This is a genomic window from Pseudoalteromonas sp. T1lg88 (genome assembly GCF_002964765.1).
GTDB lineage: Bacteria > Pseudomonadota > Gammaproteobacteria > Enterobacterales > Alteromonadaceae > Pseudoalteromonas.
The window spans coordinates 175,598-191,388 of sequence record NZ_PQCF01000006.1 but is presented as its reverse complement, the minus strand read 5'-3'; the positions used below and the strand labels follow the sequence as shown (position 1 = coordinate 191,388).

At 52.0% G+C, this 15,791-nt stretch carries 11 protein-coding genes; 6 read left to right on the top strand and 5 right to left on the bottom strand.

Translation table 11 applies throughout. The features are described from left to right. Positions 1 to 4: 4 nt before the first annotated feature. The 3 genes from msrA to C2M34_RS02560 form a co-directional block, all read right to left on the bottom strand. Complete coding sequence (msrA, locus tag C2M34_RS02570) at positions 5 to 535, bottom strand: peptide-methionine (S)-S-oxide reductase MsrA (protein ID WP_105257990.1); 531 nt, start codon at positions 533 to 535, stop codon at positions 5 to 7. Between the two features lie 93 nt (positions 536 to 628). After that, positions 629 to 3,727 (bottom strand): efflux RND transporter permease subunit, encoded by a 3,099-nt coding sequence (locus C2M34_RS02565; protein ID WP_105199499.1) that lies wholly within the window; start codon positions 3,725 to 3,727, stop codon positions 629 to 631. Continuing rightward, positions 3,724 to 4,788, bottom strand: coding sequence for an efflux RND transporter periplasmic adaptor subunit (locus C2M34_RS02560; RefSeq protein WP_105199500.1), 1,065 nt, complete (start codon positions 4,786 to 4,788; stop codon positions 3,724 to 3,726). Before C2M34_RS02560 ends, C2M34_RS02565 begins: the two co-directional genes overlap by 4 nt. Before the next feature lie 382 nt (positions 4,789 to 5,170). On the opposite strand from C2M34_RS02560, the gene C2M34_RS02555 reads away from it, so the two are divergent. Both C2M34_RS02555 and C2M34_RS15740 read left to right on the top strand, forming a co-directional pair. Then, a complete protein-coding gene (locus C2M34_RS02555) occupies positions 5,171 to 5,947 on the top strand; it encodes a DUF2982 domain-containing protein (RefSeq protein ID WP_105257989.1) in 777 nt (258 codons plus the stop codon). Positions 5,948 to 6,104: 157 nt separating this feature from the next. Continuing rightward, positions 6,105 to 6,275 (top strand): hypothetical protein, encoded by a 171-nt coding sequence (locus C2M34_RS15740; RefSeq protein ID WP_199878765.1) that lies wholly within the window; start codon positions 6,105 to 6,107, stop codon positions 6,273 to 6,275. On the opposite strand, the gene C2M34_RS02550 is transcribed toward C2M34_RS15740, so the two are convergent. After that, on the bottom strand, positions 6,272 to 7,594 hold the full coding sequence (locus tag C2M34_RS02550; protein ID WP_105257988.1) for a hypothetical protein: 1,323 nt from the start codon (positions 7,592 to 7,594) through the stop codon (positions 6,272 to 6,274). The genes C2M34_RS15740 and C2M34_RS02550 overlap by 4 nt on opposite strands. Before the next feature lie 344 nt (positions 7,595 to 7,938). Here C2M34_RS02550 and C2M34_RS02545 point away from each other — a divergent pair, with 344 nt between their 5' ends. The 4 genes from C2M34_RS02545 (at position 7,939) to C2M34_RS02530 (ending at position 13,283) form a co-directional block, all read left to right on the top strand. Further along, positions 7,939 to 8,604, top strand: coding sequence for a hypothetical protein (locus C2M34_RS02545; RefSeq protein WP_105257987.1), 666 nt, complete (start codon positions 7,939 to 7,941; stop codon positions 8,602 to 8,604). A 174-nt stretch (positions 8,605 to 8,778) separates the two neighbouring features. Then, positions 8,779 to 9,831: a DNA polymerase IV gene (gene dinB, locus C2M34_RS02540; RefSeq protein ID WP_105257986.1), complete on the top strand. Its 1,053-nt coding sequence runs from the start codon at positions 8,779 to 8,781 to the stop codon at positions 9,829 to 9,831. Positions 9,832 to 9,940: 109 nt separating this feature from the next. After that, complete coding sequence (locus C2M34_RS02535; protein ID WP_105199505.1) at positions 9,941 to 11,626, top strand: carbon starvation CstA family protein; 1,686 nt, start codon at positions 9,941 to 9,943, stop codon at positions 11,624 to 11,626. 115 nt (positions 11,627 to 11,741) lie between these two features. Further along, a complete protein-coding gene (locus C2M34_RS02530; RefSeq protein WP_105257985.1) occupies positions 11,742 to 13,283 on the top strand; it encodes a M17 family metallopeptidase in 1,542 nt (513 codons plus the stop codon). A 272-nt stretch (positions 13,284 to 13,555) separates the two neighbouring features. Here the strand turns inward: C2M34_RS02530 and C2M34_RS02525 are convergent, their stop codons facing one another. Then, positions 13,556 to 15,787, bottom strand: coding sequence for a S9 family peptidase (locus C2M34_RS02525; RefSeq protein WP_105257984.1), 2,232 nt, complete (start codon positions 15,785 to 15,787; stop codon positions 13,556 to 13,558). Positions 15,788 to 15,791: the final 4 nt, after the last annotated feature.

Below are 15,791 nucleotides of genomic sequence, written 5' to 3'. Positions count from 1 at the left end.
AGTTCTACACCAAATAAGCATCAAATTCCTTCTCAAATTTGGCTATTTTCGGAGCAATAAGCAGATTGCAATACGGCTGCCTTGGGTTGGCGCTAAAGTAATCCTGATGATAGCTCTCGGCAGGATAAAACTCCTGCGCCGGAAGAAGCTCGGTGACTATGGCATCGTCCAGGTGCTCTTGCAGGCGCTCCATAACCAGCTCGGCCTGGTGTTTTTGCTTGTCGCCATGATAGAAGATCACGCTGCGATACTGGGGGCCGATATCATTGCCCTGACGGTTTAAGGTGGTGGGGTCGTGCAGGGCGAAAAACATCTTTAATAGCGTCGGGTAGTCAACCTTTTGCTCGTCATAGACGAGCTGCACCACCTCGGCGTGGCCTGTGTCTTCGGCACAAATTTGATGATAGGTGGGGTGTTCAACATGGCCGCCGCTGTAGCCGGAAGAAACCTGTTGCACGCCTTTGACCCGTCTAAAGGCGGCGTCGATACACCAAAAGCAGCCACCACCTAAGGTGGCCGTGCGTAGCTCACTCATTGCGTTTTGTCCTGTTTGCAATACCTAGTTCAAGTGTAGCGCGATTAGGTGCTAATAATAGCAAAAAGGCAGATTGCTCTGCCTTTTTAGGGATTACTCTTCTTGCAGCGGATGCTGTTGCACCTGCTTGTTGAGGCGGTGCTGCAGGAACTCCGGCGATTGGGTTTTACGCGCCAGGGCATAATAGGCACTGGGCACCACAAACAGGGTCAGCAAGGTGGCCACGGTAACACCGGTGAAGATCACCACACCTATTACCATACGGCTCTCCGCTCCCGGACCACTGGCCAGTACCAGAGGGACTGAGCTCATGACCGTGGTCAGTGAGGTCATAATAATAGGGCGCAAGCGCTGCTTAGAGGCTTGCAACAAGGCGGCACTAAATTCCATGCCCTTATCGCGCAACTGGTTGGCGAATTCCACTATCAGGATACCGTTCTTCGCGCTCAGACCAATCAGCATAACTATCCCTATCTGGCTGTAGATATTCAGGGTGAGCCCTGTGACATACAGTCCAAACAGCGAGCCGGCTATGCCCAAAGGCACGGTCAGCATGATCACAAAGGGGTGCACAAAGCTTTCAAACTGCGCCGCTAACACCAGGAAGGTAACCGTCAGCGCCAGAACAAAGACATACACCATGGCCGAGGCGCCTTCGTAGAAGAGTTGCGATTCGCCCTTGTAGTCGATGGCGCCATCTATGTCGTTTTCTTCCATCGCCACCTGGTTAAGGAAGTTCAGCGCTTCTTCCAGGGTGTAGCCATCGGCCAGGTTGGCACTCAGGGTAATGGCACGCATGCGGTTATAGCGGTTAAGCTGTGAAGCGGTGGCCTCTTCGGATACCGTGATTAAACTATCCAAGGGCACCAGCTCGCCGGAGCGGGAATTAACATAGATGTTCGACACGTCCTGTGGGCTGGCAAAGTCTTGTTTCTCACCCTTTAAGATCACGTCGTATTCTTCACCGCGGTCGATAAAGGTGGTAACGCGGCGCTGGCCAAGCATGGTTTCCAAGGTGCGGCCGATATCCGACACCGAAACCCCTAAATCGGCGGCCTTGTTTTTATCTATGCTCACCAAAAATTGCGGGAAGGTTTCTTTATAATCATGGTCGATACGCACCAGCCCCGGGTTTTGCTGGGCACGGGCTATGATGCGATCGCGCCAGTCAGCCAGTTCGTCATAATCATTGCCTTGCAGTACAAACTCGATGGGGCGCGACGAGCCGCCACCGCCTATGCCGCGGCGCATAATGGCAAAGGCACGTACATCGGTCACTTCACGCATCTTGCCACTGATCTCGCCCATTACCGACCAGGTATCGCGCTTACGCTCGTCCCAGTCGGCCATGCCGATAATGGCCACGCCGCCTTGACCGCCCCAGCCGGGTACACGCACCAGTACGCGGTTAAGCTCGCCGGACTCCACATAAGGCAGCAGGCGCTCTTCAATTTTTGCCATGTTTTCGGCGTTGTTTTCGTAACTGGCGCCTTCAGGGCCATTCATCATCACGAAGAAGGTGCCGCGGTCTTCTTTAGGCGTTAATTCCGAAGGAATTTTCTGGAACAGGCCATAACAGGCGGCGCCGGCCAGTAACAACATAATGGTGAGCATGCCGGAGCGGCGAATGTTGCCGGCCAGGGTGCGCTCGTAGGCATTTTCTAAGCGAGCAAACTGACGGTCCATCCATTGGCTAAAGCGTCCCGAGTTGGCGCTTTGTTTAAGCACCTTGGAGCACAGTGCCGGGGAGAGGGTCAGTGCGGTTACGCTGGAGAAAAACACCGCAGCACTGACCGCCATGGCAAATTCCGTGAACAAGGCGCCGATGCGACCGTCCATAAAGACCAAGGGCACAAATACCGCTATAAGCACGAGCGTGGTGGCGACAATAGCAAAGCCCACCTCGCGGGCACCGCGATAGGCGGCAAGCAGGCGTGGCTCACCAAGCTCGATACGACGGTGAATGTTTTCCAGCATAACTATGGTGTCATCCACCACCAGGCCGATGGCCAGAACCAGAGCCAACAGCGTAAGCAGGTTAATGGAGTAACCCATGGCCAGCAGGAACATAAAGCTGCCGATCAGCGCTACAGGTACGGTCACCGCCGGGATCAGGGTAGCGCGAATATTGCCAAGGAATAGGAAGATGACTAACACCACCAGACCCATGGAAATGGCCAGGGTACGATATACCTCGTTGATCGATTCCTTGATAAAGATGGAGGAATCGTAGCTGTCTTCTATGGTAGTGCCAGGAGGCAGGTTACGCTTGATATTCTCGATCTCTTTACGGGCGTTTTCCACCACGGTCAGGGTGTTGGCCTTGGCCTGTTTAACTATCCCCAGGCCTATCATATTGCGGCCGTTACCACGGAACATGCTTTCTTCGTCCGCGGCTTCCAGTTGTACATCGGCTACTTCGTTAAGGCGTACCAGATAACCGCCTTCGCCACGGGCCACTACAAGGTTGCGAAAATCCTTCGGGTCGAGGTAACTACGGGCTGTACGTACCGAGAAGTCGCGGTCTTTCGACTCGATTTCACCGGCCGGAAGCTCAACGTTTTCGGCGCGCAGTACGCGCTCGATATCGGCGGCGGTAATGCCTCGGGCGGCCATGGCCTGGCGGTTAAGCCAGATTTTCATGGCGTACTGGCGCTGACCACCAACGCGGACATTGGACACGCCGTCCACCACCGCCAGACGGTCGACGATATAACGCTGGGCATAGTCTGAAAGTTGCAGAGTATCCATGGTGCCGCTGTTAAGCACAAACCAGGCGATGGGGCTTTCATCGGAGTCGGATTTTGACACCTCCGGTGGACGCACCTGATCCGGCAGGCTGTCCAAAGCGCGGGAAACGCGCTCGCGCACATCGTTGGCGGCGGCATCGATATCACGGTCGATATTAAATTCTATGGTGATATTGGAGCGGCCATTACGGCTCGACGAGGTGATGCTTTTAATACCCTCGATACCGGAAATACGGTTTTCGATTACCTGGGTGATCTTGGTTTCAATAATCTCCGACGAAGCACCTGTGTAGCTGGTACTGACACTGACTATGGGGCTTTCTATGTCTGGGTATTCACGCAGTGGCAACAGCGAGAAGGCCACTAAACCAAAGGTAAGCAACAGCAGGTTGATTACTATGGCGAAGACGGGGCGTTTTACCGCGGTATCTGTGATCTTCACTGTTCACTCTCCTGTGCATTCACAGGCGAGCCGGAGCGAATTTTAATCACGCCTTCGGTCACTACCTGGGCGCCCGCTTGCAGACCTGAGCTGATGCCAACCCAGCCGTCGTAGCGTTTATCTACCTTCACTTCCACTTCTTGGGCTATGCCATCGACCACCTGGAAGACAAAATGCTTGTCCTGACGCGGGATAATGGCTTTTTCCGGCACCAGCAGGGCCTCGTAGGTTTTAAGCTCCAGGGTCGTATTGAGTAACATGCCCGGACGTAGCAGGGCTTCGTTATTGGTAAAACTGGCACTAATGGGCACGCTGCGGGTGTTCATATCGACACGCGAGCTCACATGGGTGACCTTGCCGTTAAAGGTGCGCGCCGGGTAGGCGTCGCTGCGGGCGCTCACCGACATGCCGACACGCAGTTGCGCCAGGTATTTTTCCGGCACATTAAAGTCGACCTTAATTACGCTAAGGTCATCCAAGGTGGTAATTTCCGTGCTATTGGAGACAAAGGCACCTTTAGAAATCATGCGTTTGCCCAGGGTGCCGGCAAATGGAGCGCGAACCTGCATTTCTGCCAGCTTGGTTTTCGCGGCTTCAAGTTGCGCCTGAGTGGCTTCAAATTTGGCTCTTTGCTCTTCCAGTAAAGACTTGGCGGCCGCTTGCGAGCGGGCCAGCTCGGTGAGGCGGTTTAATTGGCGTTCTACCTCGGAGAGATTGGCTTCTAATTCTTTTACTCTAAGCTTTTCTTCGGTGTCGCGTAATTGCACCAGCAGTTGCTCTGCCTTAACCAGATCGCCATCGTCAAAGTAGATATCATCCACATAGTCGCTCTGGGCGCTTTTAATAAAAATAGCCTGGTTGGCACGGCTGCTGCCGATGCCATCAACGCTAACGGCGCGCTGTTGTTGCTCGACGGTATGCACCTGCACCTTGGTTGCTTGCATTTGCATGGTATTTTGTTGCGATTGGCCATTAGGTAGGTACAAATAAACGCACAGCCCTAAAAAGATAATAATAAAAACGGGAAACAGTGCCTTGCCCGAGTGTTTACTGTGGTTCATTGATGATGCCTTTTGTTGTTTTAGCCCGAAGATAGTTTACGAATTTGTCGGCATACACATAGACCGCCAATCCTGTATTTTTGTGTGTTAACCGAAAATAACGATTTTGTGATGAAAAATTACAGTTTTTGTTCACAAAACAAGAACAACAAAGGCAACTAGCCATTGCCGCGCATCTTTATACCAATTCTGTTAAGTATGTGATCATATATAGCGCTGGATAAATGATGTGATAACAAGGCGGAGTTTTTCTTATGTAGTTATGCTACAAAGAAAAATTCCAACGCGGTTAGCACGATATTTAGCCCGCTAGAATGATTAGCTATTTAAGTGAATTGGTATTATCTACACTCAAGGTAGAGTATAGAAGTAGGGGCGAGTTATGACGCACAATTCTTCGCCACAACATCAAGGTGAGCGCATGGGGGAAAATAATGGCTATCAGGGCGCCAAGATAAGAGCCCAGGGGGCACGTTATGGTGCGCAAACCTTGCTGATCAGCGCTGGTGTATTACTTGTGCTGGTGGCGGTGATCAAGTTTCGCCCCGGAGAGGTCTTGCTGGCGGAGATCTTTATTCTCAGCGCCTCCTTGGTGGGCGTGCTGGTGGGCTTTTTGAAATTACGCGAGCCCTTTTACAGCATTTATCTCGATAAGGATAAGCTCAGTTATAACCATAAATACGGTTGCTGGCAGTTAGCTGTGAGTAATCTGGCCCGGGTCGGCGTGGTGCAGGTACACCGCCAGGGCGAGGTGTTAGATCTTAATGTGATAGGCATTTGCCTGCGTGATGAAGACAAATTCTTACAGCGACTGTCGCCGCGCCTGGCCGGGCGTTTGCTGGTAGAGCAGCGCCACTTTTTGATGCAGGCGATCAAGGCTTATTGCCAGGATGGCAAGGAATGTCCACCGCACTGGCTGGTGGAAGACACCGATTATGTGAGCGAGGCTGGCTGCAAATATACTGGGTTATTGGCCATGTTTGCGAATAGGATGAACAACCTAAAGCTATTGACCGGATACCATCTCCTGCTGCCAGCGGCGGCATTAGACCGGGATATCTGGACCTTCAGTTATATGTTACACCGTTGGCAACAAGACCCGGAGCTTACCGTGTCCCGGTTGCGGCAGGAGCTGTCTGCAGCCAGTGGTAGTGACTAGAAGGGGAGCTGGTTGTTAACGGTGAGGCCCATGCCAACATCAGGGTACCTCAGCAACCTCTCCTGGTAATACATGCTTACACTTTTATGTTGCACAATTCTTGTTCAATATCGCTAAGTTAGATAGCCTAGGCCATCAACTAGATAGGGATTGGGCGATGAGTGTACGTAAATACCTTTGGCTATGGGCCTTGCCGCTGGCACTGATTTGTTATGCCATAGGCGCCGAAAAAGGAGTGTTGGCCTTATTGATCGTCGGCGCATTTTTAGAAGGCGCATTTTGGTTAGGCCTGTTTAAACGCTCCAAGAAAAAGCAAAATAAGTCTTAATGCACACTGTTTGGGGTAAAGTCGTCTAACTTGGCCTGAATCGTTCTTTGTAGCTCGGGGACCAAGGGGTCGAGCCGGCGATTAACCACATGATTAAGGCGAAACCGCCGCAACGGCAAGATATTAAAGTCATTCGCGTATTGCTGGCCATCACCAAACACAGTAGAAAATATCGCATATTCAAATTCATAGCGTTTTAACAATTCGGGCGTACGCCTGAGCTTTTCGTTAAACATCAGCTTGGCCTTGATATCAAAGTTGGTCAGGGACTCTAAGGCTCCCCGAGTCACCAGTATTTTGTTGCTCGGCTTACTTAAGGCCGCCAAATTACAAGGGACCGCCTTGTCACACAACAAGATGTGCTCTCCAAGTGCCAGCGTGGGCTCAACCACACGCACATTCTTAAACCTGGCCATATTTGCCGCTACTCGCACTACATCAAGATCACTCAGTCCGGCATTGAGCAGTACCAAACCACGGCGAGCCGGAACCGCTTCCAGTTTTAAACTGATGCCAAGCTCGGCGTAGATCTGTTCAATAAAATGGATAAAGGGCTCAACGCCTGGGGTATTGATATAGGTGCCAACCAGATGCGTTGGCCGGGTAAAGGCGGTATTGCTATGCAGGTGACGCTGGAGCAGGTCATCCAAGAAGCCCTTGCGAGCGCGATTGGTGTCGTTTTGTTTAAGTGCCAACACCAGGGGAATATCGGCAAACTGGGTGACCATTTTGAGTTTTTTTGCCCGTTTGCTTGGCGAGAAGTGACCTACAACTTCCGGGCTTGCCAGGATTAAATCGACGCTGCCCCTGTTGAGCATATTCACCAATTCCCGCTCCGAGCTGGCGTAGTGCAGGGTTTCTCCGTAGGCGTCGAGTACATTTTGTATGTTGGTGGGATACACATAGCTGGCAACTACCCCCACCTTATATTGCTCAAACAGGTGGATAAGGTTGCGATAATCCAGGTCGTTGTCGCTTTTACCGAGTATGCCAAGGTGAGAAAAGCCAAGCGGTGCAGAAGCGATAAAACCGCTGCGTACCTCAGAGGGCCAGGCCGGGAAATAGCCGACGTATTCGCCTGCAGCCGCCCTTAGCTGGGCCTGCTCCCAGGGCAGATAATCAACTTCGATGGCAATATCATGAGGCGCCAGCAGGTCGCGCAGTGAGGCAATGGCATCGCCGCCATTGTCCATATGCTCGCTGGCATAGGGAGGCCATTCCAGCGAGGCAATCTTCCAGGTTGATGTGGCGGTAAATCCAGTTAGAGGCAGGGCGACAAGAAGTGCGACCCAAGCCCAGTGTAAGACACGTTTTAACATAGCTGCCACTCCTTCCAAAAGCGTGAAGATGATTGGCCATGGCGGTGCTGACAATACCCAGTGTAAGGGGCGTGTCCACACCCTTATTATCTATTGCATTAAGTATAACAGTTGTGCCGGGAGTCACCGTTTTTCTAAGGGATGTATGAAGGTTGTTATTTGAACAATTAGGTGAAGGGAATCCCAATATGAATACCTGTTTTACCTCATTGTTACTGAAGAAAATTATCTAATCAGGAAGGAGGGAGTCGCGAATAATTTCATTTCATCTATAAGATGGGTTTTACAATTAGTTACATCCCTGTAACAATATCCGGCTTACAACAATAATAAAGGGAGTTAACATGAAATATCCACTTATCGCATTAACTGCATTAGCCCTAAGCGGCTGTAATTCGACCGATAATAACACCACTGCAAGCCCATCTAACCTGCAAACTAACAATGCCGCAGTGAGCAGTGCTGAAGCGAGCAAGGCAACAACACATACAGCCCCGGCTGCTGCGCCAGCTTCTGCTCAAGCACCTCAACAGGACTCGGTTAGCAAAGCGAACCTTGCCAAGGCACCAAAGTCTGCGCAAGGTGACGAGGTGATCTATATCCTAGCCAATGTGCCTTATTCACAGCCCAATGTTATTGCCGACAACGTTAGAAACGAGTGTTACCAGTTGGGTAATCAGTTTTCAGATTCTTTGGTGAAGTATGCCAAGGCGCAGCGTCTGGCAATTAAGCAAGTTCAAGGGGAATTGCCACAAAGCGGTAAGGTACTGCAATTGAGCATAGATAATGTGTACAGTGGCGGTAATGCCTTTATTGGTCACCGTAAATCGGCCTCGGTATCGGCAAAACTGATGATCGATGGCAAGGTGGTCGACAGCACCAGCAAAACGCGTAATTCGGCCGGTGGTTTCTTAGGTGGCTTTAAGGGCTCTTGCTCTGTGTTAGCACACACAGTAAATACTCTTGGCAGTGATATTGCCAAGTGGGCCAAGTCTAGTAAGCATTTCTAAGCTGAGACAACGAGTATAAGAACCGGCCCTGGCCGGTTTTTTTATGCCAACCTAAAATCTTAGTTGAAACGTAACGCTATTCATTAGTTCATACAGTATTTTATACAGTATTTTTGTGGCCTTATAATTTCATATCTGCGAAGATAGGCAAAACAATCTTCTTCTCTTATGGTCATGAAGAAATTTATCCATATCGATATGGATTGCTTTTATGCTGCAGTGGAAATGCGCGATAACCCTAAGCTTGCCACAGTGCCTTTGGCTATTGGTGGCAAGAGTCGTCGTGGGGTGCTGTCCACCGCCAATTATATCGCCCGCCAATACGGGGTGCGTTCGGCCATGTCCAACTATCATGCCAAGCAGCTTTGCCCTGAGCTGGTAATAGTGCCCGGGCGCATGCAGGTGTACAAAGAGGTGTCGCAGCAGATTCGCACGATTTTTCGCCGTTATACCGAGCTGATTGAGCCCCTGTCGTTGGACGAGGCTTATCTCGATGTCACCGACGCTCAGGCTTGCCAGGGCAGTGCCACCTTGATTGCCGAACGAATCAGGCGGGAAATTCAGGCCGAAACCGGGCTGACGGCATCTGCGGGCATAGCACCCATCAAGTTTATTGCCAAAATTGCCAGCGACGAAAACAAACCCAATGGCCAATGTGTGATCACCCCGGATCAGGTGCCGGCGTTTTTAGCGGCGCTAGACCTTAAAAAAATCCCCGGAGTGGGCAAGGTCACCATAGAAAAACTGCACGCCCAGGGGTTGTTTAAAGGTCAGGATGTGCTGGATAAGGGTATGACCTGGATGCAGCAACATTTGGGGAATTTCGGTGCTTCCTTATATCAAAAATGTGCCGGTCAGGTCATCGGCGCAGTGAGCACCGAGCGGGTGCGCAAATCCCTCAGCGTGGAACACACTTACGAATACAACAAAATAACCTTGGCCCAGTGCCAGCAAGCCCTGCCTGCCTTGCTCGAAGAACTCATCATGCGATTGGACAGGCAGCAGCTACACCAGCGCATCAATAAACTTTCGGTTAAGGTGAAGTTCGCCGACTTTCATGTCACCACGGCGGATCAGAGCGGTCGCAGCCTGAGTATAGAGGTATTCAATGCCTTGCTGGCCAAGGCCTATGAAAGGGGCGTAACCCCGGAAGTGAGGCTGCTGGGATTAGGCGTGGGCATAGACAGCGAGCAAGCCGATGTGCAGCAACTGAGCATCTTAGACTAAAGCACCAGTGAATTTTTACACTATGCTGATAAGGTGAATCTGGGCTTTTGCGTAAACGCGCTCGTGCGTTGCAATACTTAATGACTACAAAAACCAAAGAGAGAAGACTATGCAATCGGTTGTTATTGTCTTGCTTGGCATCGTCGGCATGTTATTTGGCTGGCTGGTGTATTCCAAGTTTATCGCTGAAAAAATATTTCGCATGGATGACAGGTTTGTAACGCCAGCTCACGAGCTAGAGGACGGTGTAGATTATGTGCCCACCAACAAGGTGGTTCTTTGGGGGCACCATTTTACCTCGGTAGCCGGGGCGGCGCCCATAGTGGGTCCGGCCATCGCCGTGTACTGGGGCTGGGTGCCGGCGGTGCTGTGGGTGGTATTTGGTACCATCTTCTTCGCCGGGGTGCACGATATGGGCGCCCTGTGGGCCAGTGCCCGCCATAAGGGTAAGTCCATGGGCGCGCTGTCGGAGTCGGTGATCGGTAAGCGTACCCGCTCATTATTTATGATAGTGGTGTTCCTGGTGCTGCTGATGGTGAATGCGGTATTTGGGGTGGTGATCGCCAACTCTTTTGTGGCACAACCTAACGCTGTGTTCCCGGCCTGGTCGGCCATAGTTGTGGCGCTGATCATAGGTCAGCTGCTGCACCGTAAGGTGCCGCTTATTCCTCTGTGCGCCATAGGTGTGGGGGTGCTTTATGCCACCATCTATATGGGCAGCTCTATGCCACTGGCGCTGCCCACGGAAATGTTTGGTCTGGCCGATAAGGCCAACTGGATCATCATTCTCTTTATCTATGCCGCCATCGCTTCTTTGCTGCCGGTGTGGGTGTTGCTGCAACCGCGCGACTTTATCAACGGCATGCAATTGCTGGTAGGTCTGGTGCTGCTTTACGGTGCGGTGTTTGTTTCCATGCCGGATATCACGGCGCCGGCCTTTAACACCCAAACCGCGGTCGATACCCCGAGTATTATTCCGTTGTTATTTGTAACCATAGCCTGTGGTGCCGTGTCTGGCTTCCACGGCATCGTCTCCTCGGGAACCAGCTCTAAACAACTGGATAAGGAAACCGATGGTCGCTTTGTTGGTTATCTCGGCGCTGTGGGCGAGGGCTGTTTGGCGCTGATCACCTTAGTGGCGGTCAGTGGTGTAGCCTTGGCGGTGTCGCCCGAGGAATGGCATGAGATCTACAGTCACCTGGGTGCCGGTAGCGTGAATGCCTTTATTACCGGCGGTGCCAATCTAATCGAAAGCGGCTGGGGGATCTCCACCGAGGTGGCCTCGACCCTGTTGGCTGTGATGGTGGTGCTCTTTGCCGGTACCACCATGGACTCTGGGGTGCGTCTGCAACGCTACATTATTCAGGAGTGGGGCGAAATTTATAACCTTGGTCTGCTGAAAAACGGCATTATTGCCACCTTGGTCGCCGTGGCTTGCTGTTTGCTGCTGGCCTTTGGCGCCGGTGGTTCATCGGGCAGCGGTGGCATGATCATCTGGCCCTTGTTTGGTTCAACCAACCAGATCCTTGCCAGCCTTACTCTGTTGGTGATTTCTGTGATGCTGATCAAGGCGGGACGCCCAGCCATTTATACCCTGATCCCCATGGTCTTCGTACTCACCATGGCCTTCTTTGCCGGCTTGATTAAACTGGTCGAATACTATGAGCAGGGCAACTGGCTGCTGGTCAGCCTGGATGCCATAGTGCTTGTGGTCAGTGTGCTGGTTATGCTTGAAGCCTGGTCGGTCATAGTCACCCACAGGCGCGATGAACGGGCAAATAAAGCCTCGTCGTAAGCTAAGCTTGCCAAGCTCCTTTACAGGCCGAGCTGCTAAGCCTTGCACTCGGTAGTAAAGGGGCGCTAAATCACCGATAATAAAGGTCCTTTGTTTAAATTTAGGACCTTTTTTTATGTCTTATGCCCACGCTATCGCCTGCGCCGGTCTTGATGCCGCAAACGCCCAAGGCCAGTTCGATGCGCTTATCATTATCAGTGCCAATCTGGATTCAGTACCTCAGCCTTACCTTGACCAAGTGCGTCAAAGTAGTGCCGTAGACAGCCGCATTGGTAAGCAATGTACGCTTTTGGTATCTGAAGCGGCACCGGGCCAGCGTCTTATTATTGCTCCGACCGGGCCTTTGACTCGTGACTATGATGATGTTCGCCGCGTATTTGCCGCCGCCAAGGCCGGTATTGAGCTGGCGAAGCAGGCCGGTGCCGTAAAGCCTGCCTTGTATGTGTCTGGTATCAGCGAGCTAGCTGGGTATGAGTTTGCCAGCGAAGTGGCCTTTTTGGGTGCTAATCAGGCGCTATGGCAGCCTCTTGAAGCGCGTGAGTATCACGGCGAAGCCATCTCTCCAATTCAAGCCATAGGCGTTGTTGGCGCCGATGACGAGCAGCTGAAGCAGATGAATGCCGTTGCCGCCGGTCAGTATGCCGCCCGTGACCTGTGCGGTACCGAGCCTGAGCGCATGGCACCACCGCGTTTTGCCGATTACTGTGTGGAGCTATTTAAAAATACTAAGGTAACCACCGAGGTGATCAGCGATATCGCCACTATAGACAAGGATTACCCTCTGCTGAGCACGGTAGCCCGCGCCTCTTACGCGGTCGAGCGCCATCATCCGCGCGTGGTGAAACTGGCCTATGTGCCAGAGGGCGACGTTGAACGTACCCTTATCTTCGTGGGTAAAGGCCTGGTCTATGACACAGGTGGTGCCGATCTGAAGGTGGGCGGTTTTATGGCCGGTATGAGCCGTGATAAGGGCGGTGCCGCATCGGTAGCCGGTTTTATGAAGGCGGTGGCCGAAGCGCAGCCTAAAGGCGTTAAGGTTATAGCTTACCTGGCCGTGGTGCGTAACTCCATCGGCTCTGATTGTTTCGTTCCCGATGAGATCATCACCGGCCGTGAAGGCGTGCGTGTACGCATAGGTAACACGGATGCCGAAGGGCGTCTGGCCATGGGTGATCTGTTAAGCGAAGCCAAAGACCTGGCGAAAAACGAAGTGAATCCGGAGATTTTCACCGTGGCCACGCTAACCGGTCATGCCGCCCGTGCGGTAGGTCCTTACAGCGCCTATGTTGAAAATGGTCCGGCACGTGCCGCCAAGGTATCGCAGCAGCTGGTTGAGCATGGCGACCTGTGGGCTGATTGCGCCGAGGTGTCTCGTTCGCGTCGTGAAGACTATGACTTTGTGCAGCCGCGCACTCAGGCCGATGATCTGCTTTCCAGCAACAATGCACCGTCGGCGGTTACCGCTCGTGGTCACCAGTTCCCTATGGCTTTCCTCGCCATAGTGTCGGGCTTGGATAAGCACGGCCTGGATAGCGATCAGCCATTGCCTTATGTGCATATGGATATTGCCGGTAGTGGCGTTGAAGGCGGCGACTGGCAGCATGGTAAGCCGACGGCACCGACTGTGGCAGCCCTGTTCGCACGTTATTGCCGTTAATAGCGGTTAAAAACTACTTGGCTCACAATTGCGGTGTTAAAAATTGCCTCAAGGTCCTCATTTACCAGATGTAAACTGCGGCTTTTCGGCAATTTTTGCCTAGCACTTGTTTCGCCCGTGACGTTTTTAAGATGAGGTTGTGAGTCGGTGCTGTGGGCGAGGCTTTAGCCTTGTAAGCTTGTAGGTCGGTGCTCTGCGCCGACAAAGCCAATTTACAATCAAAGACATAAAAAAGGCTGGGAATTCCCAGCCTTTTTTATTTTTAGTACGACTTATTTTTCTTCCATGTCGAAGTGACGGTTGAAGAAGTCGGTAATGGTTTGATGCAGGTGAGTTTGCACCTTTTTACCGCGCAAGCTGTGTTTTGAGCCCGGGTAGGTCATCATTTCAAACGGCAGGGCCTTATCCTGCAACTGTTTAAACAGCTTGGTGGCATGAGTGAACAACACGTTGTCATCGGCCATACCGTGATAAATCATCAGTGGACCTTTGAGACCATCCACATAGGGGAACACCGCGCTTTGCTCATAACCCTTGGCATTGGTTTTCGGGTGGCTCAGGTAGCGCTCCGTGTAGTGGGTGTCGTACAGGGCCCAGTCGGTCACAGGTGCACCGGAAACACCGGCCTTGAAGTAGTCACCGGCTTTAAACATGGTCATCAGCGCCATATAGCCGCCGTAGCTATGGCCATAAATACCGATACGTTCCGGGTCGACGTAATCCAGGGTACGTAAGAATTCGACGCCCTTGATCTGGTCACGCACTTCGGCCTCACCCAGGTGCTTGTAGATCACATCTTCAAAGCGTTTGCCGCGGTTATACGAGCCACGGTTATCAAGCTGGAAGACCACATAACCCTGTTGCACCATGTATTGGAAATACAGGTTCTTGCTGCGCCAGCTGTTGGTCACGCGCTGGGCATGTGGGCCGCCGTAAACATTCACCATCACAGGGTGCTTTTGCTTTTTGTTCAACTTGCGTGGCTTGAACAGACGATAGTGCATAATTTGCCCATCTTCCGCCTCAATAGTGCCGTACTCCGGCTCCACCAGGTCGCTCAGATAAGGCGTAAGCGGGTGCGTCTTGTTTAGCTCGTTTTGCTCCAGCCAGGTAATAAAGTCGCCATTGGCTTTGCGCAGCGCCACATAAGGAGGGCGATTAACCGCAGATGCGCTGTCGATAAAGGTTTGCTGATCGTCGGCCATCACCACATTGTGGTATTCACCGCTGTTGGTGATACGGCTGATCTCGCCTTGCTCAAACAGCGGCGTGCTGTAGAGGTGGCTTTCAAGTGGGGTGTCTTTGCGACCGGCAAAGTAAATCAGGCCCTTTTTCTCATCAATGCCTTTAATGGCTTCAACAATCCACTCACCCGAGGTGATCTGGCGTACCAAGGTGCCATCGTTTTTGTACAGATACAGGTGCTTGAAGCCGTCGCGCTCCGAGGCCCAGACAAAGTGTTGCTTGTCTTTTAAGAACTTAAGGTCGAAGTGCAGGTTGATCCAGGTCTCGCTGGTTTCTTTTAGCGCTACTTTTTGTGTTTTCGTTTCGCTGTTATAAAAACGCAGTTCCAGATTGTGCTGAGCACGGTCTTGCCACTGATAGGCCAAGGTCTTGCTGTCTTTTAACCAGTCGGCACGGGCAATATAAATGTCTTTTTCTTCACCCAGGTCGACCCAGTCGATTTGCTGGTCGTTAAGGCTGACAACACCCAGTTCAATTTCAACATTGTCGGTGCCGGTAAAGGGGTAGCGCTGATTGAATAGCTTTACTTCTTCGGCATAGATTTCGTTACGGATCGCCTCGGCAACCGGCGTTTCATCGATACGGGTAAAGGCAATCTTGCTTTCATCACCGGCCCACCAGTAGCCTGTCATGCGGCTCATTTCTTCCTGGGCCACAAACTCGGCCATGCCGTTTTTGATTACGCCGCCGCCGTCCTTGGTTAGCTGGACTTCTTTGCCACTGTCCAGTGCCAGAGCATACAGGTTTTGCTCACGAATAAAGGACACATAATTGCCCTTGGGTGAGAAGCGGGCATCGGTTTCAAAGGCTTCGGTATCGGTCAGCTTACGGCTTTTGCCTGTGGCCAACTGGTAGTAGTAAAGATCGCCATTGAGCGGGAACAACAGCGCCTGGCCGTCTTTCGACCAGGTGTATTCTAAAATACCGCGGCCAAAAATACGCTGGCGCTCACGGCGTGCCTTTTCTTCATCGGACAGGGTTTCCGGGCCGGAAAACAGCGCCTGGGAATCAACTAACAGGCGATTGCTGTTGTCTTTGAGGTTGTATTCCCATAAATCGTAGCGGTTGTAGTCGTCTTTTTTGCCCTGCAAATAGGTCACGCGGCTGCCATCGGGAGAAAACTTTAATTGCACTGGCGCCGTGCCGGCAAGGTTAGGGTCGTCGAAGATACGCTCCAGGCTAAGCTCTTTGGCGCTGGCGGCACTGCACGCCAAGCCACTGGCTAGCGCCAGAGATAAGTATTTGGTTGTTTTAGACACGGGT

What these genes read in the sequence shown, in the direction of transcription:
- msrA (WP_105257990.1), bottom strand. Translation starts at nt 535, where the DNA reads ATGAGTGAGCTACGCACGGCCACCTTAGGTGGTGGCTGCTTTTGGTGT.
- C2M34_RS02560 (WP_105199500.1), bottom strand. Translation starts at nt 4,788, where the DNA reads ATGAACCACAGTAAACACTCGGGCAAGGCACTGTTTCCCGTTTTTATT.
- C2M34_RS02555 (WP_105257989.1), top strand. Translation starts at nt 5,171, where the DNA reads ATGACGCACAATTCTTCGCCACAACATCAAGGTGAGCGCATGGGGGAA.
- C2M34_RS15740 (WP_199878765.1), top strand. Translation starts at nt 6,105, where the DNA reads ATGAGTGTACGTAAATACCTTTGGCTATGGGCCTTGCCGCTGGCACTG.
- C2M34_RS02550 (WP_105257988.1), bottom strand. Translation starts at nt 7,594, where the DNA reads ATGTTAAAACGTGTCTTACACTGGGCTTGGGTCGCACTTCTTGTCGCC.
- C2M34_RS02545 (WP_105257987.1), top strand. Translation starts at nt 7,939, where the DNA reads ATGAAATATCCACTTATCGCATTAACTGCATTAGCCCTAAGCGGCTGT.
- dinB (WP_105257986.1), top strand. Translation starts at nt 8,779, where the DNA reads ATGAAGAAATTTATCCATATCGATATGGATTGCTTTTATGCTGCAGTG.
- C2M34_RS02535 (WP_105199505.1), top strand. Translation starts at nt 9,941, where the DNA reads ATGCAATCGGTTGTTATTGTCTTGCTTGGCATCGTCGGCATGTTATTT.
- C2M34_RS02530 (WP_105257985.1), top strand. Translation starts at nt 11,742, where the DNA reads ATGTCTTATGCCCACGCTATCGCCTGCGCCGGTCTTGATGCCGCAAAC.